Genomic DNA, 26,201 nt, shown 5'->3' with positions numbered 1-26,201 from the left:
GCCTGTGGGGGATTCAGTCAGGTCCGGCGCCAGGGCCGGGGTCAAGCCCGTGTAGGGTCGCATAGATGCGTTGTGCAAGCGCCGCGTTGACGCCTTCGACCTGGGCAATCTGTTCGGCACCAGCCGCCTTCAGTCCGCCCAGACCGCCGAAATGCTTCAGCAGGCTGGCGCGCCGGCGTGGCCCGATGCCGGGGATGTCTTCGAGGCGGCTGGTGGTACGCGCCTTCTGGCGCCGGCCGCGATGGCCGGTGATGGCGAAGCGGTGGGCCTCGTCGCGCACCTGCTGCACCAGCTGCAGGCCGGGCGAGGCTGCGCCGGGCTTGAGCGCGCGGCCGTCGGGCAGCAGCAGGGTCTCGTCACCCGGCTTGCGCGCTTCGCCCTTGGCCACGCCGACGAGACAGATGCCGGTGATCCCCAGCGTGTCGAGCACGGCGCGCGCTTGCGCCACCTGGCCTGCACCGCCATCGATCAGCAGCACATCGGGCAGGATGCCCGCGCCTTCTGCCGTGACCGGCGGGTCGGTGCCGGAATCCGCAGCGGCCACCTCCGCCGCGCGCGCCTCGGCCGCCTTGCGGAAGCGCCGCGTCAGCGCCTGGTGCATCGCCGCGTAGTCATCGCCGGGTTCGATGCCGGCGATGTTGTAGCGCCGGTACTGGCCACGCACGGGGCCTGCCGCATCGAACACCACGCACGACGCCACGGTGGCCTCACCCATGGTGTGGCTGATGTCGAAACACTCGATGCGCTGCGCGGGCCGGCTGAGCCCGAGCATCTCGCGCAGCGACTCCGCGCGCGCGTTCTGCGCAGCCTGGCTGCTCATTTCGGTCGCGAGCGAGATCTCGGCGTTGCGACGCGCCAGATCGACGTAGCGCGCGCGGTCGCCGCGCACGTTGTACTTGATCTGCACGCGTCGTCCGCCGGCCTCGCTGAAGGCCTGCTCCAGCAGCGGAACGTCCTCGATCGCGCGGTCGAGCACGATCTCACGCGGCGCCGGCTGCTCGGCGTAATGCTGGGAGACGAACGCGGCCAGCACTTCGGCCGGATCGTCGCTGCCGTTGGTGCGCGGATGGAAGGCGCGTGTGCCGAGGTTGCGGCCGTCGCGGAACGACAGCAGCAGCACGCAGGCCTGGCTGCCCTGCATCGCCACGGCCAGCACGTCGAGCTCGGCAACCTTGCCGTCCACGTACTGGCGCGCCTGCATGCTGCGCATGTTGCCGAGCAGATCGCGCAGCCGCGCAGCCTCCTCGAAATTCAGCGCTTCGGCTGCCGCCTCCATGTCGCGGGTGACTTCCTGCGTCAGCTCGTCGCTGCGACCGTCGAGGAACATCGAAGCCCGCCGCACGGCATCAGCGTAGTCCGGCGCGGAAACCAGCCCGACACAGGGCGCGGTGCAGCGTCCGATCTGATGCTGCAGGCACGGCCGCGAGCGATTGCGGAACACGCTGTCCTCGCAGTTGCGCAGCTTGAACAGCTTCTGCATCAGGTTCAGCGTCTCGCGCACCGCGGTCACCCCGGGGTACGGGCCGAAGTAACGGCCGGGGACGTTGCGCGGCCCGCGATGCACGGCGATGCGCGGCCAGTCCTCGCTCGTCACCAGCACGTAGGGATAGCTCTTGTCGTCGCGCAGCGAGACGTTGTAGCGCGGCTTGAGCGACTTGATCAGCTGGTTCTCGAGCAGCAGCGCCTCGGCCTCGGTGCGGGTCACCGTGGTCTCCATGCGCGCGATCTGCGCGATCATCGCCATCGTCCGCGTGACCTTGGGCGTGGCGTTGAAATAGCTCGCCACGCGCTTGCGCAGATCGCCGGCCTTGCCGACGTACAGGACGGTGTCGTCGGCCGCATACATGCGATAGACGCCCGGCGCAGTGCTGAGCCCCGCGACGAACGCCTTGCCGTCGAACACTGCCTTGCCGCCGTTGCCCTGCGATCCGGTCATTCGCCTATCGGAACATGGCGGACGGCGCCGCTGGCGGGATCAAGCCGCAATACCGCGTGAGAATCGGTATCGGCAATCCATACGGCGTCGTTGCCGATCGCCAGCCCGGCGGGCGCATGCAGGCGCTGCGGCAGTTCGCAGGTCGTGAGCTCGCCGCCGCCCAGACGCAGCCGGCGCAGGCTGTCGTTGCCGGCGTCGGCGATCCACAGCACCGGCGCGTCGGGCTCGAGTGCGAGCGCCTGCGGGTTCTGCATGCGCGCATCGGTGCGTGGGCCGTCGACGCAGCCGAACTGCCAGGGATCCTGGCCGACGAGCGTCGACACGGCGCCGGTACGGGTGTGCACGCTGCGTATCGCCGAACCGGCCGCGTCGCAGACATACAGCGTCTGCTGCACGCAGGCCAGCGATACCGGCTCGGCGAACGATGCCATCGCGCCGATGCCGTCGATCACCGCAAGCCTGCCGCTGCCGGCGAGCAGCTCGACACTGGAACGGCCCAGATCGAGCCGCCAGATGCGGTTGTCACCGGCGCAGGCGATGAAAAGCTTGTCTCCCGCCAGCACGATGTCGCGCGGCTGGTCGAGCGCGATCGCCCGCGGATCGGCAAGCGGACCCGCGACCGTCGTGCCGGGTCGCCCCGCGCCGCAGATCGTCGCGATGTCGCCGGTGCGCAGTTCGATGCGGCGGACGGAATGGTTGCCGGTATCGGCCACGTAGAGCACGTCGCGTTCGACATGCAGCCCGTGCGGGCGGGTGAACGCAGCCAGCTCCATCGGGCCATCGATGAAGCCGGGGCTGCCGCTGCCGAACTGGCGCAGGATGCGGCCGCTGGTATCGCACTCGAGTACGCGGTGATGGCCGCTGTCGGCGACGTAGAGATAGTTGCCCGACAGCGCCAGGCCGACCGGAAACCGCAACGGCAGCGGCGGCTCGCCGCTGCGGCGCAGACGGACCGGATCGCCGTTGACCGCCTGTGGCGTGAGTTCGTCGGCCAATGCACTCACGCTTGCGTCGAGCGCGCGGATCCCGCCCTCGCCGACGATGCGTTCGCGCACCCGCCCCTCACCGTCGATCAGCACGACCGTCGGCCAGGCTTCGATGCCGTAGTGCTGCCAGAGCGTCCAGTCCGGATCGTGCGCAACCGGAAATTCGACCTGCTGGCGATGCACGCGCTTGGACGCGCGCCGCGCGTCACGTTCGGCGTCGAAGCGCGGCACGTTCACCGCCACGACGGTGAGCCGCTCGCGATGCCGCGCACGCAGATGACCGAGATCCGCAAGACATTGCTGCGACCATGCCGAACCCAGGTTCACGAAGGCCAGGGCACACACCTTGCCCCGCAGCTGCGTCATCCGCAGGGGGTCGCTCAGGTTCAGCCACTCCAGGCTGGCCGGGAACTCGGATGCGATCGCGGCTTCGGTCATGAACGGATTATGCGCGAACCGCGGGCGCCAGGCGCCAGGCGGCGGTGACGCTCGACGATGGCATCCGCTGCCTCGTCGACCAGGGACCAGACCGTCTCGAAGCCGGCGGCGTCGCCCGTGTAGGGGTCGGGGATATCGCCACCGCCCCGCCCCGCCCAGTCGAGCAGCAGCGCCGCCTGGGCAGACGCATCCGCCGGCCGCCGCGATTGCACGATGCGCAAGGTGCTGGCATCCGCGCACAGCAGTGCATCGAACGCGCGATAGTCGGCTGCCTCCAGCGTGCGGGCACGCAGTGCGGCGATATCGACGCCGTGCCCGGCGGCGCAACGGATCGCGCGCGGGTCGGGCGCGTCGCCGGCGTGCCAGTCCCCGGTGCCACAGGAATCGACGTCCATCACCTCCGCCAGTCCGGCCGCTTCGATCCGCGACCGCAACGCGCCCTCGGCCATCGGCGAGCGGCATATGTTGCCCAGGCACACCACCAGCAGCCGGATCATCGCAGCAGCGCCGCCAACCGGGCCTCGGCGCGGGCGAGATCGTCGGATGTATCGACGCCAGGCGGAAAGGCCTCGGGCGCAATACCCACCGCGATCCGGTGTCCGGCCTCCAGCACACGCAACTGTTCGAGCATCTCGATCTGCTCCAGCTGCCCCGGCGGCATCGCCGCGAACCGCTTCAGGAATCCCACGCGATAGCCGTAGATGCCGATGTGCCGCCACCAGTCGCCTGCGGGCATCACGTCCCGGCCGAGGGCGAACGCATCGCGCGGCCATGGCACCGGCGCGCGGCTGAAGTACAGGGCATCGCCGCTCGCCGCGCGCACCACCTTGACCGCATTGGGATCGAGCAGCGTCTCGACATCCCCGATCGGCGCGCACAGGGTCGCCAGATCCACGCCCTGCCGCCCGGCCAACGCCGCAACCGCACGGACTCCCGAGACCGGCGCGAAGGGCTCGTCGCCCTGCAGGTTCACGACCACGCGATCGTCTTCCCAGCCTGCGATCGCGGCGCACTGGGCAAGCCGGTCGGTACCGGAGGGATGCTCCGGGGCGGTCATGGCCACCTGCACCGGGGTGCCCTGCAGCGCATCGCGTACCCGGGCGTCGTCGGTGGCCACCCACACTTCGTCAGCCCCGGCCGCCAGCGCGCGGCGCGCGACGTGCAGCACCAGCGGCTCCCCCGCCAGCGACTGCAGCGGCTTGCCGGGCAAGCGGGTGGAGGCATAACGCGCGGGGATGGCGACGACGAAACCGGAGGATGTGCTCATCCGGCGATTGTCCCAGATCGGACGTGACCGGGCCGACCGGCTACGGGAGCGCGCTGTCACCGACGTTGCGGAAGACTGCGAAGCATTGACGCCGCGCGTTCTGCTCGGGAACCGCGCTCCCACCTCTCCCCGCCCGTTGCGAATCGGCAGCCCGCGGCGCAGGCCGGCACGACATGGTGTCGGAGTCGTAGCTGTGCCCCGGACCGCCGGTCCGCGTGTGGCGGCGCGCGCGTCGGCCCGGCTGCGAACCTTCGCCCCCGATCAGACACTCTCAGGCGCCAGACAGGCCGGCATCGGCCTGCGCCCCCGGAAGCGGACGGGATTCGCTGCGGCCCGGCGGCGACCGCGACTTCAGCGCAGCTTCGCCAGCCGGTCCAGCAGCGCGATCCAGAACGCCTCGGGCAATTCGCCGTATACCGGAACGCTGAAGTGGCGCTCGCCGGCGAAGCGCATGCATTTCACCGCGTCCTTCTCGGTCATCAGCACCGGCAGATCACTGCCGAAGCGCAGGTCCTCGGGTGTGTAGCGATGATGGTCGGCGAACGCATGCGGGACCACGGCGATGCCATGGCTGCGCAGGGTGTCGAAGAAGCGTTCGGGATCGCCGATCCCCGCGACCGCATGCACACGCTGGCCGGAGAAACGCGACAGCGGCAGCGCGCGGCCACCCAGCAGCGGCAATGCCTGCCCGGTCGCGAGGCGCATCGGCCACTCGCCGAACGCGGCCTCGATATCGCCGGCACTGCCGACGTTGAGCACGCGGAAGTCGCAGCGCGCACTGCGCGCGGCGGGCTCGCGCATCGGGCCCGCGGGGATCAGCAGGCCATTTCCGTAGCGTCGCTTGCCGTCGATGACCTCGATCTCGACGTCGCGCTGCAGGCGGTAGTGCTGCAGCCCGTCATCGCAGACCACGATGTCGCAGCCGGCGCGTATCAGGGCGACGGCGGCGGCCACGCGATCGGCGTCCACCCGTACCTTGGCACCGGTGCGCGCGGCGATCAGCACCGGCTCGTCGCCGGCCAGCACCGGATCGGTCACCGGCTCCACCCAGCGCGGGTTGCGCGCATCGTCGCGGCCATAGCCCCGACTGGCGACGCCCGGCGTCCAGCCGGCCGCACGCAAACGTTCCACGACGGCGATCGTCAGCGGTGTCTTGCCGCTGCCGCCGGCGATCAGGTTGCCGATCACCAGCACCGGCCGATCGACCTTGCGCGTGCGCAGCAACCTGCGCCGCATGCGTGACGCCGCCCCGTACACACGGGCCAGCGCCCGCGCATGCAGCGGGGGGCGGCTGCCGTCGAACCAGTACTGCGGTGCCTTCATCCGGCCTGGTCTCCGCTCTCGCGGAACTGCATCCGGTGCAGACGGGCATACAGGCCGTCCTGCGCGAGCAGTTGCTGGTGCGTGCCCTGCTCGACGAGGCGACCGTGATCGAGGACCAGCACCTGGTCGGCATGCTCGATCGTCGACAGCCGATGCGCGATGACCAGCGTGGTGCGGTCGGGCATGAGGTGCTCGAGCGCATCCTGCACCAGACGCTCGGATTCCGTGTCCAGCGCCGCGGTCGCCTCGTCGAGGATCAGGATCGGCGCGTCCTTGAGCATCGCCCGGGCGATGGCGAGACGCTGGCGCTGGCCGCCCGACAGGCGGCCGCCGCGGCTGCCGATGCCGCTGTCGAGCTTCCTGGGCAGCTTCTCGACGAACTCCATCGCATTCGCATCGCGGATCGCCGCATCGAGCGCCTCGGGCGAGACGCCCGCCATCTCCCCGTAGGCCACATTGGCGGCCACGGTGTCGTCGAACAGCATCACCTGCTGCCCGACCAGCGCGATCTGGCGCCGCACGTCCGCCAGCCGGTAGTCGTCGATCGGATGGCCGTCGAGGAGGATCTCGCCCTCGACCTGCATGTAGAAGCGCGGGATCAGCTTGATCAACGTGGACTTGCCGCTGCCGGAGCGACCGACGATCGCGGTCACCGTGCCGGGTTTCGCCACGAAACTGATGTCCTGCAGCGCCGGTTCCGACTGGCCGGGATAGCGCGCGCTCACGTGGCGGAACTCGATCTCGCCGCGGGCCCGGCCCAGCGGCAGGCTGCCGGTGTCGCGCTCGTCTTCGGCATCGAGGATCTCGAACAGTCGCTCGGCCGAGGCCACGCCCCGCTGCAGCATGTTCTGCACGTTGGTCAGCTGCTTGAGCGCGGGAATGATCGCCATCATGGCGATCATCAGCGCGACGAAGCCGCCGGCGGTCAGGCGCCCCTGCGAGGCTTCGTAACCGGCAATGACGATCAGCAGCGCCAGGCCCACCGAGCCCATCAGCTGCACCACGGCCGACGAGATCGCGCGCGTCGCCTCGACCTTGAGGTTGAGGCGCATGTGGGCGTCGGCGACTGCGCGATAGCGCGCGTTCTCGGCCGCCTGCGCGCCGTAGATCTTCACTTCCTGCTGGTTGCTCAGCGACTGGTCGGCCGCCTGCAGCAGCAGCGCCGAGCTGTCCTGGATGTTGTGGCTGACGCGGCGGTAGCGACGCGCGACCTTGCCCATGATCCACGACAGCGGCGGTGCGATCACGAGGATCGTCAGCGTCACCTGCCAGCTGGTCCACAGCATCACCACGAGCGAGGCGATGATCTGCAGCGACTGCTGGATCATCACCTTGGCTGCATCGACCGCTGCCTGCGAAACCTGGTCGGAATCCGAACCCAGCCGCACCAGCATCGACGGCACCGGCTCGGCATCGAAGCGCATGCCCGGCAGGCGCAGATACTTGCCCAGTACGCGCACGCGCAGGTCGCGGGCGATGCCGCGGCCGGCCTTGGCCATGTTGTAGTCGGCGAGATAACCCGCGATGCCGCGCATCACGAACAGGCCGATGATCGCCGCCGGCAGCCACAGGTTCAGGCCTGCGTTCTCGCCGACGAAGGTCTCGTCGATGATGGGTTCCATCATCTTGGTGAAGGCGCCGCCGGCGATGGCCTCGATCAGCATCCCGGCCAGCGCGACCGCCAGCAGCCCCCGGTAATCGGTGGCGAACTTCAGCAGCCTGCGATAGACCGGCCAGGCGCGGTCGGCGCGCGCGGGGCCGGGGGTCGGCGCTTCGCGCTGCGCCTCATCCACGACGGTATTCATCTCACTCCTCTTGCGTGGCGGCGGCAGGCGCTGCCCCCGTCTGTGGCGCGGTCGCATTGGCGATGCGCTTGAAGCCGAGCTGGCCCAGGGCATCGTAGGCGGTGACGACCGCCTGCCAGGGCGTACGCGCATCGGCGCGCAGCAGCACGGTGCGTTCGCGATCGTCGCCGGCGACTTCGGCGATTGTGCGCTTGAGCGATTCGACGTCCGTGCGCAGCGCTTCGCGGTCGTCGACGAAATAACGGCCGTCGGCATTGATCAGCAGGCTCAGCGTCCCGTCCTGGGCATCGCTGCGCTCGCCGGTGGCCTGCGGCAGCTCCAGCTTGAGCACCGACCGCGTGTCGAAGGTGGTGGTGATCACGAAGAAGATGATCAGCACCAGGATCACGTCGATCAACGGGACCAGGTTCAGTTCGGGATTGTCCTCGGCCCGGCGGTCGCGGATACGCATGCGTCAGCCCTGCACCGGTGCCTGCACCTGCGCGCCGCGGCGGTTGCGCGGATCGATGACATCCATCAGCGCGATCGCCTCGTGCTCCATCTGCACGATGTGGCCGTCGATGCGGGCGCGGAAGTGGCGGTGGAACATCAACGCCGGCACCGCGACGACCATGCCCGCAGCAGCGCACACCAGCGCCTTGCCGATGCCGCCGGCCAGTTGGCTGACATCGCCGACGCCGTGGTCCATCACCCCCAGGAACATCTGGATCATGCCGACCACCGTGCCGAACAGGCCCAGCAGCGGCCCTGCGGCGGCAATGGTGCCAAGGGCATTGAGATAGCGTTCCATGCGATGTGCCACATGGCGGCCGACATCCTCGACACGCTCGCGGATTTCCTCGCGGGGCCGGTTGCGCACGTCGAGCGCCGCGGCGAGCAGGGCACCGAGCGGCGAAGTGCCCCGCAGCGATTCGATGTGCGCCGGATCGAGCGTGCCGCGTGCGGCCCAGGCGCGGACTTCCGCGCCCAGCCCGGGCGGGAGCACCGCCTTGCGGCGCAGGGCCCAGAAGCGCTCGACAATGATCGCCAACGCCACGGCCGACAGCAGCAGCAACGGCAGCATCGGCCAGCCGCCGGCCTTCACCAGTTCGAGCACGCCTACCCCTTCGGCCGATGGCCGTCTTCAGTCCGGCGAATAGGATAGCCCAGCCCGCGCGGCGGCCCCGGTCCGCGCAGCGCGTGCATCGGCCTGCTGCACGGCGTCCCAGAGCCGCCAGCGATGCGTCCGCTGCTGGACGACAGCGGGGCCACCGGCCTGCAGCCGCAGCCGGGTCGCGCCGCCACCGGCGGTGGTGCCGACGGCGGCTCCGGCCTCGCGCCAGCGCGTGACGACCGCTTCGTGCGGATGGCCGAAGCGGCTGCCATGGCCGGCCGACATCACGACCACCCGGGCACCGCTGGCCCGCACAAGGGCCGGATCGGACGAAGTCCGGCTGCCGTGGTGCGCGGCCACCACGATGTCGGCTGCGAAGGCTTCCGGCTCGCGCCGCACCAGCAGCCGTTCGACGACCGCGTCGATATCGCCCGGCAGCAGCGCTGCGCCATGGGCGGTCTCGACCCGCAGTACGCAGCTCGACGGGTTGCGGAACGCCGGGAAATGCAGGTCCGGGTGCAGGAAGCGGAACCTCACGCCATCCATCTCCCATCCACCGCCAACCAGGCACGGCGATGCGCCCGGCACGCGATCCCATTGCGGGGTGAACACCACCGGCGCGGCGAAGCGTCGCTGCACCGCGCCGAAGCCGCCGGCGTGGTCGGCGTCGCCATGGCTGACGACGATCGCATCGAGCCGGCGCACCCCGAGCGCCTGCAGCGCCGGCACCACGACCCGCTCGCCGGCGTCGTAGGCCTGCGGTACCGCGGGGCCGGTGTCGTAGAGCACCGCATGCCGCGCGGTGCGAACGAGCACTGCCAGCCCCTGGCCGACATCGAGCACCGCCAGTTCGGCCTCGCCGTGGCGCGGGAGCTGCCGGTCCGGCCACAGCAGAGGCAGCCACAACAGCATGGCGAGTCCCTTGCCCGGCACGCCATGCGGAAGCAGCATCCAGAACGCCGCCAGCATTGCCAGCGGGAGCGCGAGCCAGTGCGGCTCGGGCAACCACCACAGCGACAACTCGCTTGCGGCCAGGCGGTCGAACAGCGGCCATGACAGGTCGAACGCCCGGCCCGCGGCGCGCCAGGCCCAGTCGCCCGCGCCCGCATGCAGGGCCTCCAGTCCGGTGCCTACGAGGGCCAGGGGCACCACCACGAGGCTCCACCAGGGAATCGCCACCAGATTGGCGAGCGGCCCGGCCAGCGAAGCCTGGCCGAACAGCACCGCAGTGAGCGGCAGCAGGCCGATCGTCGCCACCCACTGCGCCGCCACCAGGGCACCCAGCTTCGAGCGTCCGCGCGCATCGGGCAGGCACCAGACCAGCCAGGCGACACCGGCGAAGCTGAGCCAGAAGCCGGCCGACGACACCGCCATCGGATCGACCAGCACCACGGCCGCCGCCGCATAGGCAAGTGCATCGGCGACGCGCAGATTCCGGCGCGCCAGGCGCGCCACCACGACCACCGCGATCATCAGCACGGTACGCACGGTGGGCAGCTCCCACCCGGCCACCGCCGCATATACCGCGCCGCCCGCCAGCGCGACCAGGGCCGCCGCCTGGGGGCGCGGCAGGGCGCGGCCCAGCCACGGCAGACACCACCACGCGCCGGTCGCCAGCAGCGCGAAGAAACCCGCCACCATGCCGACGTGGAAGCCGGAAATGGCGACCAGATGGGTCAGCCCGGTGGCGCGCAAGGCCTCCCAGTCCAGATCGCCCAGCCCGCGCGTGTCGCCGATCGCCAGCGCACGCACGAAGCGCGATGCATCGCTCGGCACAGCGCTATCGATGCGTTCCGCCACGACGTCACGCCAGGCATCGACGCCGCTCCCGGCAGCGATACGTTCGACCGGCTCACCCGCGCGCACGTAACCGACCGCGGACAGCCGGCTCGCCATCGCGCGTTTCTCGCTGTCGAACCAGCCGGGGTTGCGCAGCCCGCGCGGCGCGCGCAGACGCACAGTGAACGCCCAGCGGCTGCCTGCCGAAAGCAACGCCCGGCGCGAATCAGGGCCTTCGCGACGGTCGTCGTACCAGGACAGCCGCAGCAGCCGACCGCGCAAGGCGGCAGGCACGGCGGCTCCGCTGTCGACCCGGAATACGAACGCGGTGCGCTGAGGCTCATGCACCGGCAGTTCGACGACCTGCCCGCTGATCGCGAAATCGCCACGCTCCATGGTGGCCGGCAATTGCACGGACAAGGCGTGCGCCGCATGCAGTCCGCACAGGGCCACGCCGAACACCAACGCGCCGGCCAGCCTCCCCAGGCCGCGCTGCCAGACCCACGCCAGCAGTGCAATCGGCAGCGCCAGCGCCATCAGCCACCACGGCGGCAATCGCGGCAGCTGCAGGCACAGGCTGGCCCCGAGCACCAGCGCCGCCGACACCGCAAGCCCGATGCCCGGCGTCAGCGCGCGGATCATGCGCCGGGCCACCGGTGATGCGGTTCGCATGCGCCAGCGCCCGCAGCCGGCAGGAACCCGCTGTGGATCATGGGGTTCGCGACGCGGCTCGGGATGCCGCCGCAGATTGGCCTCGTGACGGACCCGGCCCGGCCGGGATGCGCCAGCAATGCGTGGATGCCGTGCACGAGCTCGGGTAGACCACGCATGGAGGCGCGCTGCAGGCGATGTCCACAGCTCCGCGCGGACGGGCGACGATCGCCATTGCCCGAGGATGAACCCGCGGTACCGAACCATGCAGGCCAAGCCGGACCGAACATGCATATCGCTCCTGCCCGCCCCCGAAAGTGCCGCGCCGGCAAGGCAGAAGCATCTGCTCCAGCCCGACTCGGTCGAGGGACGCGCCCTCCTCGCTTGCGTCGCAACACGCGCACCGTCCTGTGCCGGATGACACGCTCAGGCTAGATCCAGCCCGGCGCATCCGCTTGCGACAGACGGTCGACCCGCCGTCGGAAATCCCCGCTGGGGCTCCGCCGTTTGTATTGCTTGCTCAGCCCATTCCGACGGACATCACCGGACATCGCCCGCGACGCATCCCGCCGCGCCCGCGCCAGGCGCAGACGCACGCAGGGCCGGCAATGCCGGCCCTGCGTGGCGACGCCGATCGCGCAAGCGATCAGAAGTCGTAGCGCACCTGGGCCTGGGCCATGTTGGTGTGCCCTTCGTCGAGGTTGAAGCGGCTGTACTCGCTACGCAGCGCGACCTTGTCGTTGAAGCGGTACTGCAGGCCCACGCCAGCGGTCGGATCGGTGCCGTGGTCCTTGAAGCCGAACGGGCCCACGTGCGCCGAGGTATCCCAGCGGCTCACGCCCGCCTTGGCGTAACCCGAGAACTTCTCGGTAAAGGGGAGCGTGCCCACCAGGCTCAGCGACACCGCGTTGGCGTCGACTGCATCCTTGTGCGCGCCCACATCGGCCTTGCCGAAATCGGTGTAGGCCAGCTCGGCACCGAAATTCGGATGGAACTGGTAACCACCGAACAGCTGGTATCCGGTGTCGTGGTCATCCACCGCCCGGGCGTTGAAATCGGCCCGGCCCACGCCGGCACCGCCATAGAAGCCGATGGATTCGGCCGCCTGGGCGGCGACGGACGCGGCACCCAGAACTACGGCGAGAACAGAGGTGGCGAGGAATTTGTTCTTGCTCATCGCTGATCACTCCTGTTGGAAATCACCAATCGCTTGGTGCCCGAAAGATGGGGTGACCACCTCACAACCAAATGGCGAAATCCGGCAAGGAGCGTTGCGCCCGTGAAGATAATTTCATAATCACAAATACGAATTTTTCGCCGCAAAAAAGCGCCGTGCGCCGCACGGGGCGACGGCAGGTGCGTTCGGCGGACGTGTCGCCGGACCGACAGCATCCGTGGACGTCGCGCCCGCACCGGATACACGAACGCACGGACGAGAAGCCCCCAAGGCTGGGAGCCCCGCAGAGAACCTGCAGCTTTCCTTCGCTCCATTCGTCCAGCGCTCGCAGGAGCGCCCTGCCTATAAGCTGCCCTCGATATGCGCCGTCCCGATCGAGTCAGTCGAATGTCCCCAGACGCCCCTGCCGTGCGCAGCTTCGCGCCGGCCGCCGATTCGCGTGCCCGCGTGCTGGTGCTCGGCAGCATGCCGGGACTTGCATCGCTCGATGCCGGGCGCTACTACGCCCACCCGCGCAATCTGTTCTGGCCGATCGTCGGCGCGCTCTTCGGCTTCGACCCCGGCCTGCCCTACGCGGAGCGGATGCGCCACCTGGGCGACGCGGGCGTGGCGCTGTGGGATGTCATCGGCGAATGCGTGCGGCCCGGCAGCCTGGATACGCGGATCCAGGCGGCCAGCGTGGTTCCCAATGATGTCGGTGCTTTGCTGGCGCGCTATCCGTCGATTACCCGCCTGCGTTTCAACGGCGCTGCGGCGGAAACGCTGTTCCGCCGGCATGTGCTGCCAACACTCACGTCGATGCCTGATCTGCAACGCCTGCCCTCCACCAGTCCGGCGCATGCCGCGATGGACTTCGATGCCAAGCTGGCGGCGTGGCGCGCGGGCCTGGCCCTGGCCTGAGACGCGGTCCAGCGCAACGAATCGTCCCAGTGGAGGGTCCTCGCCCGAATCGGTGCGCTGGCATGCTGGCCTCCTTCCGTATCGCTGGATGGCCAAGACCTTGCTGATTTCTCCCCGCAGCCACGACCTCGGCGGCTTCGAAGTACGCCGCGCAGTGCCCACCCTGCAGGCGCGCAGCGTCGGGCCGTTCGTGTTCGTCGACCACATGGGCCCGGCGATCTTCGAAAAGGGCGCGGGCATCGATGTACGGCCCCACCCGCATATCGGCCTGGCAACAGTGACCTTCCTGTGGTCAGGCACCATCCATCACGCCGACACGCTGGGCTATTCGCAGGACGTGAGCGCCGGGGACGTGAACTGGATGACCGCCGGCCGCGGCATCGCCCATGCCGAGCGCACGCCGCTGGCGCTGCGCGAAGGCGAGCACCCGTTGCACGGCATGCAGACCTGGGTGGCACTGCCCAGGAGCCATGAGGAAACGGCGCCCGAATTCCATCACCACCCGGCCTCGACACTGCCGCAATTCCGCCGCGACGGTGCATTGGTACGGGTGATCGCGGGTCGCGGGTTCGGCGAAGAGTCGCCGGTGCGGGTGTTCTCCGACACGCTCAATGTGGCGCTGGATCTGGATGCCGATGGCGAGTTGGTGCTCCCGCCATCGCACGCCGAACGTGCGCTTTATGTGCTCGAAGGCGAGGCCCAGCTCGATGGCGCCGACGTGCCGGCCCGCCATCTGGCGGTGCTCGACGCGGGGGCCCACGCGAGACTCCGCGCGAAGACGCCACTCAAGGCGATGCTCTTCGGCGGTGAGCCGCTCGATGGCCCACGCCATCTGTGGTGGAACTTCGTGTCCTCGTCCAAGGAGCGTATCGAACAGGCCAAGGACGACTGGCGCGCAGGGCGTTTCGGCAGCGTGGCGGGCGATCCGGAATTCATCCCGTTGCCGGAAAGGTGACGTGAGTCACACAACAGACCTCACTTGGCCGGGCACGCCGGCGTATGGTCTTGATTCGTGTCACAGGGGGACAACGACCATGCTTCCGATCCGACCGCTCGCGCTGTTGGGCGCGCTGCTCTGCGCCGGGGTGGCGCAGGCCCAGACCGCCAACGATTGCCCGCAATTGCCGCCCGATTCCAGCGTGCGCTGGGAAGCGCAGCTCGGACCCGATTTCGTGTTCTGCCGAGCAGTCGACGCGAACGGGAACCAGGCCTTCGCGGTGACCCTGGGCCGCACCGCAACGTTCAAGCCGCGCCGTGTCGACCGGACGGGTGGTCGGGTGACCATCGACGGCAATCCGACCTGGTGGCACGCGCCCGACAACGATCTGATGACCGGCACGATGGTGCGCGAGACACTGCTCGAACTGCCCACCGGCGACTACGCGCACATCATCGTGCGCGCGAACGACGAGGCGGCGCTGGCACGCTCGCTTCGGGATGCCGAGGCGCTGCATTTTTCTGACGTGCGGCTGGGCAGCAAGTAGACGCCCGGTAAGTAGACGCTCGATCGGGGGTGCCGGCCCGTCTTCTGCGCTTGTGCAGCGGCGGTGCGGGCGCACGGGACGCCGCCCAGCCGACCTGCCCGCCCCGGACCTGGGGCCGGGCAGCGTGCGCTCAGAAGCGTCCCTGCTGGAAATCCACGAACGCCTGCATGAGTTCTTCGCGGGTGTTCATGACGAAAGGCCCGTGGCGCGCAACCGGTTCGCGCAGCGGCCGACCCGCAACCAGGATCAAGTGCGCGCCGGCATCGCCGGCGTGCACGGCCAGGCGCGCGCCGCCGCCGAGCACCGCCAGCTCCTGCGACGAGAGCGTGCGTGCCGCCTCGCCCTCGCCCACATGGACATCGCCTTCGAACGCATAGGCGAATGCGTTGTGTCCCTCGGGGAGTCCGTATCGCCAGTTCGCACCGGGCGCCAGGGTGATGTCGAGGTAGATCGGATCCGTTGCCGGCTGTGCAATCGGGCCCTCGACACCGTCGACCACACCGGCGATCACCTTCACCGAGACGCCTTCACCGGCCGCGACCACCGGAATGCGCTCCGGCGCGAATTCCTGGTACTTCGGCGCGGTCATCTTGTCGCGGGCCGGCAGGTTCACCCACAGCTGGAAACCACGCATGCGTCCGGCTTCCTGCTCGGGCATTTCCGAATGCACCAGCCCCCGCCCCGCCGTCATCCACTGCACGCTGCCGGGCACCAGCAGCCCCTCGTTGCCGTGGTTGTCGCGATGGCGCATGCGTCCGTCGAGCATGTAGGTCACGGTCTCGAAGCCGCGATGCGGATGGTCGGGGAAGCCGGCCAGATAATCCTCGGCGTGATCGGTGCCGAACTCGTCGAGCAACAGGAACGGGTCGAGATCGGGCAGTTCGGGCGTGCCGATCACGCGCGTGAGCTTGACGCCCGCGCCATCGCTGGCGGGCATGCCACGCACGTGGCGGATGATCCGGGTGGCGGCAGTGGTCTCGGTCATCGGGTGACTCCTGTCTGGACTGAGCCCAAAGATGCGTCTATCGCGGCGGGATTCCACTTGCGCAGGTGGAACGCAGGTTTCCGCCATGCAGCAACGCCGTATTGCCGTCGATGGCAGCGAGCGGGCGGGGCTTGCCGGCTCCGGACCGGAAGAGCGACATCGGTCCGGCGCCTGCTCCATCTGCCGCAGGGGCTCGACGCAGGCACGCCGCGGGGCCGGGGCCACCGCGCTGCGAACAGCGGCGGCCGTCAGCGCGCAGCACGGTTGCGGCAGAGCCGGTCGCGCGGAGGCGATGGCGGATCACCCGCGGAACGGGGAATTCCCCGCCTCAGCGCGCGGTGAGGCGCCAGGCGCGATGGATGCGCGGGTTGCGTTCGAAGTCCGGCGCGATGGTGGCCGCGGTGATGTCCTCGCAGTGGGCGAAGGCGCCCACCGCTTCTGTGTCGAGCTTGAAGCGGCGGAAGTTGTTGGAGAAATACAGCACGCCGCCGGGCGCTAGGCGCGCGACCGCGGCCTGGAGCAGGCGCACGTGCTCGCGCTGGATGTCGAAGTCCTTGGCACGCGCAGAGTTCGAGAACGTCGGCGGGTCGCAGAAGATCAGGTCGTACTGCGCCGTCTCGGCTTCCAGCCACTGCAGGGCGTCCGCCTGTACCAGACGATGCTTTGCGCCGCCGAAGCCGTTTGCGGCGAGGTTGTCGGCGCACCACTGCAGGTAGGTGCCCGACAGATCGACGGTGGTCGTGGTGCGCGCGCCGCCACCGGCCGCGTGCACAGTCGCCGCGCCGGTGTAGCCGAACAGATTGAGGAAGCGCGTATCGGCCGCCTCCTCGGCGATGCGCAGGCGCATCGGGCGATGATCGAGGAACAGGCCGGTATCGAGATAGTCGAACAGGTTCACGCGCAGGTGCACGCGGCCTTCGTCGACCAGCAGGAACTCGTGGCGCGCATCGAAGCGGCCGTACTTGCTGCCTCCCTTGCCCTTCGAACGCGTCTTGACCGCAATGCGTTCGCGCGGGATGCGGAACACGTCGCGCGCGGCGGCGAGCACCTCGCCGAAACGCCGCCGCGTCACCGCTTCCGGAATCTCGGCCGGCGCCGCGTACTCCTGGATGTGCAGCCACAGCGGCGTACCGTCTGCGCCGGCGTCCGCCTCGGACTGGATGTAGACATCGATCGCGGCCGCGTATTCGGGCAGGTCGGCGTCGTAGACGCGGTAGCAGGTGACGCCTTCGCGCTCGCGCCAGGCCTTGAACTTGCGCAGGTTCTTGCGCAGGCGGTTGGCGACCATCTTCGCGCCTTCGCCCAGTTCTTCCGGGGCTTCGCTGGCGGCGCGCTGCGGCGGGCGCACCGGGTCGCAGACGATCAGGCTGCACTCGATGGCACCGTTGAACACCTGGTATTTCTTTTTCGCGCGCAGGCCGGTCGCGTGCGCGAGCTCGGCATCGCCGCACAGCAGGCTCGCGCGCCATTCGGGCACCGCGCGCGCAAGCGCGTTGCCGAGCGTGCGGTACAGCGCGGGATCCGCCGCCAGGCGCGCGTCGTAGGGCGGATTGCAGACGGCGAGACCGCGCTTCACCGAGTCGGCGAGTGCGGCGTCTTCCTGCGAAGCAGGCGGCACGGGCGCCTGCAGCGTCGCGATGTCGCCGATCTGCCAGTCGATCGCCTCGCGCAGGCCGGCGGCCGTCGAGTTCTCGCGCGCGGCGTGGATGGCGTGCGGGTCGAGGTCGCGACCGAAGAACACCGCGCGCAGGCGCTCGCGTCCATTGCGCTCGCGTGCGAGCGCTTCGTCGCACAGCGTCTGCCAGTGCGCGCTATCGAAACCGAGCCAGCGGCTTGGCGCGCGACCCGCCGTCGCCGCACCGCCATCGCGCGACAGGCCCGGCGCGACGTCGGCGGCCATCAGCGCGCCTTCGATCAGCAGCGTGCCGCTGCCGCACATCGGGTCCAGCAGCGCGCCGCCCTCGTGGTAGAGGGCCGGCCAGCCGCCGCGCATCAGCACCGCGGCGGCGAGATTCTCTTTCAATGGCGCTTCGCCCTGCGCACGACGCCAGCCACGGCGGTGCAGCGGGCCACCGCCCAGATCGACCGACAGGATCGCGCGCCCCTTGCGCACCACCAGGCTCAGGCGCAGGTCGGGCGCTTCGACGTCGACATCCGGCCGCGCTCCGGTCGCTTCGCGCAGGGTGTCGACGATCGCGTCCTTGACCCGCTGCGCGGCGTAGCGCGCATGCGTGATGGCGCTGCCCGAGACATGCGGATCGATCGCCAGCGTCATCGACGGATCGAGATGCGCGGTCCAGTCGACCGCGCGGGCGCCGGCATACAGCGCGTCCTCGTCCTCGCAGGCGTAGTCGGCGATCGGCCACAGCACGCGACTGGCCAGGCGCGACCACAGCACCGCGCGCTGGGCATCGTGCAGCGTGCCCTCGACATTGGCGCCCGCGGTGGTGGCGGTGGCATGCGCGCAGCCGAGTGCGAGCAACTCGTCGACGAGCAGATATTCGAGCCCCTTGGGGCAACTGGCGAAAAATTTCATGGGAACCTGGATCGTGCTTGGAAGCCGCCGCCGCTGCCCGGTGGTGCCCGCCGTATGCGGAAGCTCCCGGGTGTGCGTCGTGCCGCTGCGATGGACGCCGCTGGGGCGCTGAATGACCAGCCTTGCGGCTGCGGAAAACCGGCCCGGGCGCGGGCGTCGAAAGGGAGTCTAGAGTGTGTGGGGACCGCGCTGCCGGTCAAAGCGAGCGCAGCAGGGCCGCGAATGCATCCGCGGACGCGTCCACATGCGTGGTCAGGCGGTGGTCGTCGTCGACCAGCAGCAGCCGGCCGCGACGGGCGCAGGTCCAGCCGACGACGTCGCTTGCCGGAATCAGTTCATCGCCCCAGCCGTGCACCACCGAAAGCGGCACCGCGGCCGCCTGCAGCGGATGGGCGGCGTCCAGCCGGACCGGTGGCGCCATCAGGAACAGACCGGCGACCGGCACCTGCAACGACACATGTCCGGCGATCCAGGCGCCCAGGCTCGAGCCGGCCAGCACCACCGGGCCGCGCGACGCGGCATCCATCGTCAGGCGCAGCAGCCGCTCGACGCGCGCGGCGACATCGCCGAGCGGGCTGACCTCGCGCCTGCCGTCGAGATCGGTGTAGTCGGGCCGTTCATGGCTCCAGCCCAGGCGATCGGCGGCCGCGGCGAGCGCGGTGACCTTGGTCGCGTCCGGCCCGCTTTCGAAACCGTGCGAGAGGATGCAGTGGCCGCGCGCGCTCATGCGTCCACCCACGCGACCGTATCGCCGAGCTTCAACGTGCCGCCGTCGATCACCCGCGCGCACAGGCCGCCCATGCCCCGCATCGCGTTGTAGCCGCCGACGCCGAGCGCCACTTCCATCTTCGAGCAGGGATCGCAGGGCGACGTGCCTTCGAGGACGACCTCACCGATGCGGAAGCGCCTGCCCTTGAGCGCGATCAGCGGAATGCCCGAAACCACGAGATTGCGGCGCAAGGTCTCCGGCAGGACCTGGTCGTGACCGCTGAGCGCGGCGATCGCCGGCAGATGCTCGGCCTGGATGAGCGTGACCCCGCGCTTGCCGCTGCCGCCGATATAGCGGTCGCCATCGAGGCCGGCGCCGGCCACCGCCAACGCCGATTCGACGGCGCGGACCGGCATGTCGCGGGCGGGACGCAGACCGATCCACTCGACCCGGCCAGCGCGCGGAAACTGCGTCATCAGGGCGTGCAGGGCGGACTCGGGCGGCGGATTTCTCATGCGTGAATGCTAGCATCCGCGCCATGTCCGCCCCCACGTCCGCGCCCCGGATCGCGCTTCAACCGCTGCCCTATGCGGGCCTTCTGGCAGAACGCGAGGTGTCCGACATCACCCTCGTGGTCATCCACTGCACCGAGCTTCCGGACCTCGCCACCGCGCGCGAATACGGCGAGCGCGTGCTCTACGACTCGGGCACCGGCGCCAGCGGCCACTGGTACATCGACCGCGACGGCAGCATCGTCGAATACGTGCCCGCGACGCGCGTGGCCCATCACGTGCGCGGGCACAACGCGCACTCGGTCGGCATCGAACTGGTCAACCGGGGGCGGTTCCCGCACTGGTACGACAGCCGGCACCAGGCGATGGACCAGCCCTATCCTGCCCCGCAGATCGGCGCGCTCGGCGAACTGCTGGCGCATCTGCGCGCCACCCTGCCGGCACTGCGCGGGATCGCCGGCCACGAGGATCTGGACCTCGAGCGCGTCGCCGCCAGTGACGATCCGGCGCGGACGGTGGCGCGCAAGCGCGATCCTGGGCCGCTGTTCCCGTGGCAGGACGTGCTGGCGCGCGTGCCGCTGACCCGCATAGGCGCCTGAACGCTGCCCTGCGGTGCGCCGGGCGGGGCCACCTATAATTGTCGGCTGGCGCGCTCCGGCGTCGCCGCTCCCTCCAGCACGGCTCCCGCGATGACTCCGCCCGTTTCCGAACTGATCGACCTGCTGAGCCTCGAGCGCCTCGAGGACAACCTGTTCCGGGGCCAGAGCCGCGATATCGGCACCAAGTACGTGTTCGGCGGCCAGGTCCTGGGCCAGGCGTTGTCGGCTGCGCAATCGACGATGTCGACCCCGCGCCCGGCGCATTCGCTGCATGCCTACTTCCTGCGCGCCGGCAATGTGGATGCACCGATCGTCTACGACGTCGACCGCACCCGCGATGGCGGCAGCTTCTCCGTGCGCCGGGTCACTGCGATCCAGCACGGCAAGGTGATCTTCTTCTGCGCGGCCTCGTTCCAGGAGGAGGAGACCGGCGCCGAGCACCAGCTCTCGATGCCGGAAGTGCCCGCGCCCGAGGACATCGAGCCGCAGGATCCGCCGCCGGCCGCGGTACTGGCCACGCTGCCGGTCAAGGTGCAGCGTTGGCTCGACCGCAGCGGCCCGTTCGAATTCCGCCACGTCTACCCCCGCGACGAATTGCGCCCGCCCAAGCGGCCGCCCTTCCAGCAGATGTGGTTCCGCCTGACCGACCCGGTCGGCGACGCACCGGCGCTGCATCGCGCGCTGCTGGCCTATGCCTCCGACTTCCAGCTGCTGGGCACGGCGACCTTTCCCCACGGCATCAGCTATTACCAGCCCAACGTGCAGATGGCGTCGCTCGACCATGCGCTGTGGTTCCACCGTCCGTTCCGCGTCGACGACTGGCTGCTGTATTCGCTCGACAGCCCCAGCGCGCAGGGCGCGCGCGGCCTGGCACGCGGGCAGATCTTCGACCGCGCCGGGCGCCTGGTCGCCAGTACCGCGCAGGAAGGCATGATCCGTGTCCGCGCGGACGCGACCGCAGCATTGAAGGCCGACTGATGCGTCAGGTCTTTTCCAGCCCCAGGCTCGAGAACGTCGAACGCGTCGCCCAGCTGCTGCGCGATGCCGGCATCGAGGTGCAGATCCTCAACGGGCGTTCCTACAAAGGCAACCGGCGCGGCACCTTCAGCTATCGCGAGGATGCTGGCGGTCCCAGGCCCGCGGTCTGGGTCACCCGCTCCGACGAACAGCCACGCGCCCGCGAACTGCTGCGCGAGGCCGGACTGCTGCAGAGCCAGCCGTCGGCGCGCAGCTACCTGCAACATGCCGACGTGGTGTTCGCACCGGCCACGCAAACGCCGCGCCGCGGCATGTCGCGCGCGGCCAAGGTCCGCTACACGCTGCTCGGCGGTGCAGTGCTGGTGGTGGCCCTCTCCTGGCTGGCAAAGCCCGGCGACGAGACTACGGTCGAGTCCCCGGCGGAGGCGCCGGTGGCCGCCGAGCCGGAGACCGTGCTGGACATGGTCCCGCCAACGGTCGAGGCCACGGTCAACCGCGTCCCGGTGCCGCGCGCACTGGCCACCCTGGTGCTGGCCGATGCACTCGCCTCCACGGCCGGACCGGTCTGCGTGGCCGTCGATGGCACCACGCCGCCGGCGCCGCTGATCGCCGAACTCGAGCAGGTCTATCCCGATGTCCGCCCCGCATCGGCCTGCGCCGGTGGCGACGGCCAGGCGGCGTGGCTCGAGGTGTCGAACTACCGGACCGACGGTTCGGGCGTCGGCACGCTGGAGCTGGTCCGCGGCGGCACCGACGCTGCGCAGGGCCTGGTCAGGCGCACGCTGAACGTCCGCCGGGACGGTCACGACTGGCAGTTCGAGGCCGTCGACTGAGGCATCATCGCGATGCCGGTCACATCCGGCATCCGGGTCGCGTCGTGTATGGCGACCTGTCCGCAAGGAGCACCCTTGAACGCCATCGCCGCCGACGTGGGCCTGGAAGCCCGCATCCATCTCGAGCTACCCGCCGCGCGCGCTGGCGACCAGGCCGCGTACGGGCGCATCGTGCAGATGAGCCAGAACGCGACGACCGCGATCGCGCTGGCGATCACCCGCGACGTGCAGGCCAGCCAGGACATTGCCCAGGAGGCCTATCTCAAGGCCTGGCAGCAGCTCGGCCGGTTGCAGAACGCGACCAGCTTCCTGCCATGGCTGCGGCAGATCACCCGCAATCTGGCCCGCGACCATCTGCGCGCGCGCCGCAACCGCTTCGTCGCCGGCGAAGCTGCGGACATCGCGATTGCGCAGGCGGCCGATCCGGATGGCTGCCCGATGCAGCGGATCGTCGACGACGAGAGCGGACGCATCGCTGCGGACCTGATCTCCGAGCTCCCCGACGACAGCCGCGAAGTGCTCCTGCTCTACTACCGTGAGGGCGGCAACTCGAAACAGGTCGCCGCCCTGCTCGGCCTGTCCGATGCCACCGTGCGCAAGCGGCTGTCGCGCGCGCGTCGCAGCCTGCGCGAGGACCTGATCGGGCGGTTCCGCGATTTCGCCGAGGGTTCCGCGCCCGGAACGGCATTCACCCTGCTGGTAACCGCAGGTCTGGCGACCTTCGCCAAACCTGCCGCCGCCGGGACGATCGCGGGCGCTGCGGCCGGGGGCGCGCTGGGGGCGAGTGTCGCCGGGAAAGCGGCGCTGGGCAGCGCCAGCGCGTTGGGCGTGGCAGGGGCGTCACTGGTGTTCGGCGGACTGACGCTGTGGCTGAGCCGGAAGATGGTGGCCCGCTATGCCGACACCGAGGCCGAACGGATTGCGATCCTCAGGCTCTACGACCGGTGGTTCATCTGGGGGTCTTCGGCTGGCGCGCTGCTGGCGATTGGCATCGGTCTGGTCGCGGGCCTGGGGCAGGTGTCGATCGGGTGGATGTCGATCGCGATGCTGATCGGGATGCTGATCGGGATGCTCCCCTACAACTACCCGCTGCTGACCAGCATGCCGCGGCTGATGAATCCCCTGATCGCCCGTGACATCGCGCGCGACCCGAAGGGCGGCGCCCGCCGCGCGCTCGGCTATCGCCTGATGTTCGGCACCAGCGGCCTGATCCTGACCAACCTCGGTCTGGCGGGCACCTTGCTGATCCTGTGGTTGAGGACCGCCTGAACAAGCACGCCGAAGGCAGCTGCGGACGCGCCCACAGCATCGCTGCACCCTGACCGCAGGACGCCGCCGAACGCAGGTCGCGCGCCTTGCAGGACACAAAAAAAGGCCGCGCACTGCGCGGCCTCTTCTTCCAGCTCGCTGGCAACTCAGCGCTGCGGGCGCGACGGACGCACTTCTTCCTTGCTCAGGAAGCCGTCACCATTTTCGTCCATCCAGGCAAAACGCTGAGCGAGACGCGGCATCTTCTCGGTCACCTCGACACGGCTCAGCTTGCCGTCACTGTTGAGATCCGCCTCGCGGAACTTCGCATCGAAGCGGCGCTCACCCTCGGCGCGGCGCTCGGCCGACTTCGCGACGTGCCAGGTGCGCAGTTCACCGCGACTCAGCGCGCCGTCGCGATTGCTGTCGATCGCGTCGAAATTCGCTACCAGATCAAACCCACGCCCCTTGTCCGGGCGCGGAGCCCCTGCGTCGCGCTGCGGCCGCTTGCCTGCGCCGGCACTGCGCTGGGCATCGCCGCGCTCGGCGCGCTGCGCCTGATGGGCCTGACGACGCGCTTCCCAGGCCTGCTGCCCGGCCTGTGCTTCGGCACGGCTGATGCGGCCGTCGTTGTCGGTGTCGAGCCGGGCGATCGCATCGATGGGATCGCCGCCGCGCGGGGCCCCGTGGCCGCGATGGCGCTCGCCATGGTGCTTGGCGACATCGGCACCGGCTGCAGGCGCCTGCGCCGCGACGGCACCCGCCGTGGTGATGGACAGCGCCGCCAGCAGCGCGGTTGCGATAAGCGTGGTCTTCGTTGTCTTCATGGATGTCTCCGTTGGATGCGGCGCGGTGCCGCCTTCTGCAGGGATCAACGTCCTCGCCCCCGCCGGCGTTGACTGCGGCCGCATCGGGTTCAGTCGCCAGCAGGGAGCGGGTCGCGCCGCCTGCGACACCCATCGGTATCCTGAGCGCATGCCCAGCGCCACGCCCCCGATCGCCGATGCCGGCCCCGACGCAGGCGATCTGCGGCTGTTCCACACCGCCGTGCACCCATGCGGGTACTGGGCCGAGCGCGAGGCGCGCGACCTGGTGCTCGACCCACACGATCCGCGCCTGGGTCAGGTGTATCCACAGGCGCTGCGCTGGGGCTTCCGCCGCTCCGGGGACATCGTCTATCGGCCGCATTGCGCCACCTGCCGCGCCTGCATGTCGGTGCGCATCCCGGTGGACGCGTTCGCTCCGAACCGCAGCCAGCGCCGCACGGCCGCACGCAACCTGGATATCGAATCGCGCGTCGTCGCAGCCGAGCGCAGCGACGAACGGCTCGCGCTCTACCGGCGCTATCTCGCCGCCCGTCATCCCGCCGGCGGCATGGACGATCACGGCGCGAGCGAATTCGACCAGTTCCTGATCGGCACCTGGAACGACGGCCGGTTACTGGAACTGCGCCTCCACGGCCAGCTCGTCGCGGTGGCGGTGACCGATCTCGTCGACGACGCACTTTCGGCGGTCTACACGTTCTACGAGCCCGAACTCGTGTCACGCGGGCTCGGCACACTGGCGATCCTCCGGCAGATCGCCTGGGCCCGGCGCGAGGGCCGGCGCCACCTGTATCTTGGCTACTGGATCGATGGACACCGCAAGATGACCTACAAACGCAATTTCCAGCCGCTCGAGGGCTTTGACGGCCTGCTGTGGCGCGCCCTTCCCGAGCTCGCACGTTGAGCCGCGTCATCGGCCTGGCCCTGCTCGTCGTCGCGCTACTCGCGCTGCTGGCCGCCTGTACCCGCGTGGCGCTGCAGGGCGCGGCGCCCGATGCAGCGCCTGCGGCGCATGCGCCGGACGTACTGCGCATCGCCACCTACAACACCTCGCTCTACAGCAACGAAGCCGGCGGCCTGATCGAACGCCTGCAGGGCGACGACGACAACGTGCACAAGATCGCAGCGGTGTTGCAGCAGGTCCGTCCCGACATCGTGCTGCTCAACGAATTCGACTACGTCGCCGATGGCAGCGCCGCCGATCTGTTCCAGCGGCGCTGGCTCGAACAACCGCAGCCCGGCGGTGGCGAACCGCTGCACTATCCCTACCGCTACCTGGCACCGGTCAACACCGGCGTGCAGAGCGGGCTGGATCTCGACAACAACGGCACCGTCGGCGGAGACGGCCGCGACCGCGGCAACGATGCCTGGGGCTACGGACTGCATCCCGGCCAGTACGGCATGCTGCTGCTGTCGCGCTATCCGATCGATGCCGCGGCCGCACGCACCTTCCAGCTGCTGAAATGGAGTGCGATGCCGGATGCGCAACGCCCGCGCCATCCCGATGGCCGCCCGTTCCATCCCGATGCAGTCTGGTCGCAACTGCGGCTGTCGTCGAAATCGCACTGGGACGTGCCGGTGCACGCGCCCGGCGGCGTGATCCACGTCCTCGCCTCGCATCCCACCCCGCCCGCGTTCGACGGGCCGGAGAAGCGCAACGTCGCCCGCAACCATGACGAGATCCGTCTGTGGACCGACTACATCTCCCCGGGACCGCACCCGTGGCTGTGCGACGACGCCGGCCGCTGCGGCGGGCTTGCTGCCGACGCGCGCTTCGTGATCCTGGGCGATCTCAACAACGATCCGGTCGACGGCGCCGGCGACCACGCCGCGATCACCGAACTGCTCGAACATCCGCGGGTAATGCGCATGGCCACCCCGCGCAGCGAAGGCGCCCTGGAGGCCGCCGAAGCCGACGGCGGCGCGAATGCCCAGCATCGCGGCTCGGCCTCGCACGACACCGGCAGCTTCGGGCCGCGGGTGGGGAATCTCCGGCTCGATTACGCGCTGCCGTCCGTGGGACGGGCCCTGGTCGGCAGCGGGGTGTTCTGGCCGCGCAGCGACGCCGCGCATGCGCAGATCATCGATGGCACCGACCATCGCCTGGTGTGGGTGGACCTGCAGTCCGAGTGAACCCG

The 26,201-nt window shown here is 69.9% G+C and carries 24 protein-coding genes; 9 read left to right on the top strand and 15 right to left on the bottom strand.

Annotated elements, in window-relative coordinates; all coding sequences use genetic code 11:
* Nucleotides 1-13: 13 nt before the first annotated feature.
* The 10 genes from uvrC to CNR27_RS07595 all read right to left on the bottom strand — a co-directional run bounded on the left by uvrC (nucleotide 14) and on the right by CNR27_RS07595 (nucleotide 12,455).
* Complete coding sequence (uvrC, locus tag CNR27_RS07640) at nucleotides 14-1,936, bottom strand: excinuclease ABC subunit UvrC (protein ID WP_096297650.1); 1,923 nt, start codon at nucleotides 1,934-1,936, stop codon at nucleotides 14-16.
* Nucleotides 1,933-3,360, bottom strand: coding sequence for a redoxin domain-containing protein (locus tag CNR27_RS07635; protein WP_096297648.1), 1,428 nt, complete (start codon nucleotides 3,358-3,360; stop codon nucleotides 1,933-1,935). The genes uvrC and CNR27_RS07635 overlap by 4 nt, the downstream gene beginning before the upstream one ends.
* Entirely contained in the window at nucleotides 3,357-3,854 is a 498-nt protein-coding gene (locus CNR27_RS07630) for a low molecular weight protein-tyrosine-phosphatase (protein WP_096300425.1), read from the bottom strand. The genes CNR27_RS07635 and CNR27_RS07630 overlap by 4 nt, the downstream gene beginning before the upstream one ends.
* A complete protein-coding gene (gene kdsB, locus CNR27_RS07625; RefSeq protein ID WP_096297647.1) occupies nucleotides 3,854-4,627 on the bottom strand; it encodes a 3-deoxy-manno-octulosonate cytidylyltransferase in 774 nt (257 codons plus the stop codon). The genes CNR27_RS07630 and kdsB overlap by 1 nt, the downstream gene beginning before the upstream one ends.
* A 351-nt stretch (nucleotides 4,628-4,978) precedes the next feature.
* Nucleotides 4,979-5,950, bottom strand: coding sequence for a tetraacyldisaccharide 4'-kinase (gene lpxK, locus CNR27_RS07620; RefSeq protein WP_096297646.1), 972 nt, complete (start codon nucleotides 5,948-5,950; stop codon nucleotides 4,979-4,981).
* Nucleotides 5,947-7,755: a lipid A export permease/ATP-binding protein MsbA gene (gene msbA / locus CNR27_RS07615; protein ID WP_096297645.1), complete on the bottom strand. Its 1,809-nt coding sequence runs from the start codon at nucleotides 7,753-7,755 to the stop codon at nucleotides 5,947-5,949. The genes lpxK and msbA overlap by 4 nt, the downstream gene beginning before the upstream one ends.
* A 1-nt stretch (nucleotide 7,756) precedes the next feature.
* Complete coding sequence (locus tag CNR27_RS07610) at nucleotides 7,757-8,206, bottom strand: ExbD/TolR family protein (RefSeq protein ID WP_096297644.1); 450 nt, start codon at nucleotides 8,204-8,206, stop codon at nucleotides 7,757-7,759.
* A 3-nt stretch (nucleotides 8,207-8,209) separates the two neighbouring features.
* Entirely contained in the window at nucleotides 8,210-8,851 is a 642-nt protein-coding gene (locus tag CNR27_RS07605) for a MotA/TolQ/ExbB proton channel family protein (protein ID WP_096297643.1), read from the bottom strand.
* 27 nt (nucleotides 8,852-8,878) lie between these two features.
* Entirely contained in the window at nucleotides 8,879-11,269 is a 2,391-nt protein-coding gene (locus CNR27_RS07600; RefSeq protein WP_157745565.1) for a DNA internalization-related competence protein ComEC/Rec2, read from the bottom strand.
* Between the two features lie 655 nt (nucleotides 11,270-11,924).
* Nucleotides 11,925-12,455 carry an outer membrane beta-barrel protein gene (locus CNR27_RS07595; protein WP_096297642.1) on the bottom strand — a complete coding sequence of 177 codons (531 nt, stop codon included), beginning with the start codon at nucleotides 12,453-12,455 and terminating at the stop codon, nucleotides 11,925-11,927.
* Between the two features lie 387 nt (nucleotides 12,456-12,842).
* Here CNR27_RS07595 and CNR27_RS07590 point away from each other — a divergent pair, with 387 nt between their 5' ends.
* From CNR27_RS07590 to CNR27_RS07580, 3 genes are all read left to right on the top strand, one after another.
* Complete coding sequence (locus CNR27_RS07590) at nucleotides 12,843-13,355, top strand: DNA-deoxyinosine glycosylase (protein ID WP_096297641.1); 513 nt, start codon at nucleotides 12,843-12,845, stop codon at nucleotides 13,353-13,355.
* Between the two features lie 88 nt (nucleotides 13,356-13,443).
* Nucleotides 13,444-14,310, top strand: a complete 867-nt coding sequence (locus CNR27_RS07585) for a pirin family protein (RefSeq protein WP_096297640.1) — start codon at nucleotides 13,444-13,446, stop codon at nucleotides 14,308-14,310.
* 79 nt (nucleotides 14,311-14,389) lie between these two features.
* Nucleotides 14,390-14,839 (top strand): hypothetical protein, encoded by a 450-nt coding sequence (locus CNR27_RS07580; RefSeq protein WP_096297639.1) that lies wholly within the window; start codon nucleotides 14,390-14,392, stop codon nucleotides 14,837-14,839.
* A 130-nt stretch (nucleotides 14,840-14,969) separates the two neighbouring features.
* Here CNR27_RS07580 and CNR27_RS07575 read toward each other — a convergent pair whose 3' ends face one another.
* The 4 genes from CNR27_RS07575 to CNR27_RS07560 all read right to left on the bottom strand — a co-directional run bounded on the left by CNR27_RS07575 (nucleotide 14,970) and on the right by CNR27_RS07560 (nucleotide 19,584).
* Nucleotides 14,970-15,824 (bottom strand): pirin family protein, encoded by an 855-nt coding sequence (locus CNR27_RS07575; protein WP_096297638.1) that lies wholly within the window; start codon nucleotides 15,822-15,824, stop codon nucleotides 14,970-14,972.
* Nucleotides 15,825-16,152: 328 nt separating this feature from the next.
* The gene (gene rlmKL, locus CNR27_RS07570) at nucleotides 16,153-18,360 is read right to left on the bottom strand and encodes a bifunctional 23S rRNA (guanine(2069)-N(7))-methyltransferase RlmK/23S rRNA (guanine(2445)-N(2))-methyltransferase RlmL (RefSeq protein WP_096297637.1); all 2,208 of its coding nucleotides are present in this window, start codon (nucleotides 18,358-18,360) and stop codon (nucleotides 16,153-16,155) included.
* Nucleotides 18,361-18,556: 196 nt separating this feature from the next.
* Nucleotides 18,557-19,087 (bottom strand): alpha/beta hydrolase, encoded by a 531-nt coding sequence (locus CNR27_RS07565; RefSeq protein WP_096297636.1) that lies wholly within the window; start codon nucleotides 19,085-19,087, stop codon nucleotides 18,557-18,559.
* Nucleotides 19,084-19,584, bottom strand: coding sequence for an MOSC domain-containing protein (locus CNR27_RS07560; RefSeq protein WP_233580216.1), 501 nt, complete (start codon nucleotides 19,582-19,584; stop codon nucleotides 19,084-19,086). Before CNR27_RS07560 ends, CNR27_RS07565 begins: the two co-directional genes overlap by 4 nt.
* 23 nt (nucleotides 19,585-19,607) lie before the next feature.
* Between CNR27_RS07560 and CNR27_RS07555 the strand changes: the two genes are divergently transcribed.
* The 4 genes from CNR27_RS07555 (at nucleotide 19,608) to CNR27_RS07540 (ending at nucleotide 23,260) form a co-directional block, all read left to right on the top strand.
* On the top strand, nucleotides 19,608-20,180 hold the full coding sequence (locus CNR27_RS07555) for an N-acetylmuramoyl-L-alanine amidase (RefSeq protein ID WP_096297635.1): 573 nt from the start codon (nucleotides 19,608-19,610) through the stop codon (nucleotides 20,178-20,180).
* Between the two features lie 90 nt (nucleotides 20,181-20,270).
* Nucleotides 20,271-21,158, top strand: coding sequence for an acyl-CoA thioesterase II (gene tesB / locus CNR27_RS07550; protein WP_096297634.1), 888 nt, complete (start codon nucleotides 20,271-20,273; stop codon nucleotides 21,156-21,158).
* The gene (locus tag CNR27_RS07545; protein ID WP_096297633.1) at nucleotides 21,158-21,991 is read left to right on the top strand and encodes a putative signal transducing protein; all 834 of its coding nucleotides are present in this window, start codon (nucleotides 21,158-21,160) and stop codon (nucleotides 21,989-21,991) included. The genes tesB and CNR27_RS07545 overlap by 1 nt, the downstream gene beginning before the upstream one ends.
* 75 nt (nucleotides 21,992-22,066) lie before the next feature.
* Entirely contained in the window at nucleotides 22,067-23,260 is a 1,194-nt protein-coding gene (locus tag CNR27_RS07540) for an RNA polymerase sigma factor (protein ID WP_245815781.1), read from the top strand.
* Between the two features lie 146 nt (nucleotides 23,261-23,406).
* Here CNR27_RS07540 and CNR27_RS07535 read toward each other — a convergent pair whose 3' ends face one another.
* The gene (locus CNR27_RS07535; protein WP_179948229.1) at nucleotides 23,407-24,066 is read right to left on the bottom strand and encodes an EF-hand domain-containing protein; all 660 of its coding nucleotides are present in this window, start codon (nucleotides 24,064-24,066) and stop codon (nucleotides 23,407-23,409) included.
* 148 nt (nucleotides 24,067-24,214) lie between these two features.
* Between CNR27_RS07535 and CNR27_RS07530 the strand changes: the two genes are divergently transcribed.
* Together CNR27_RS07530 and CNR27_RS07525 are read left to right on the top strand one after the other, a co-directional pair.
* Nucleotides 24,215-24,967 (top strand): arginyltransferase, encoded by a 753-nt coding sequence (locus CNR27_RS07530; RefSeq protein WP_096297630.1) that lies wholly within the window; start codon nucleotides 24,215-24,217, stop codon nucleotides 24,965-24,967.
* Nucleotides 24,964-26,196, top strand: a complete 1,233-nt coding sequence (locus CNR27_RS07525; RefSeq protein WP_425435499.1) for an endonuclease/exonuclease/phosphatase family protein — start codon at nucleotides 24,964-24,966, stop codon at nucleotides 26,194-26,196. Before CNR27_RS07530 ends, CNR27_RS07525 begins: the two co-directional genes overlap by 4 nt.
* The last annotated feature ends 5 nt before the right edge of the window (nucleotides 26,197-26,201 follow it).

The organism is Luteimonas chenhongjianii, assembly GCF_002327105.1.
GTDB lineage: Bacteria > Pseudomonadota > Gammaproteobacteria > Xanthomonadales > Xanthomonadaceae > Luteimonas > Luteimonas chenhongjianii.
The sequence above is the reverse complement of the archived record's forward strand: the minus strand, read 5'-3'. Positions and strand labels throughout refer to the sequence as shown.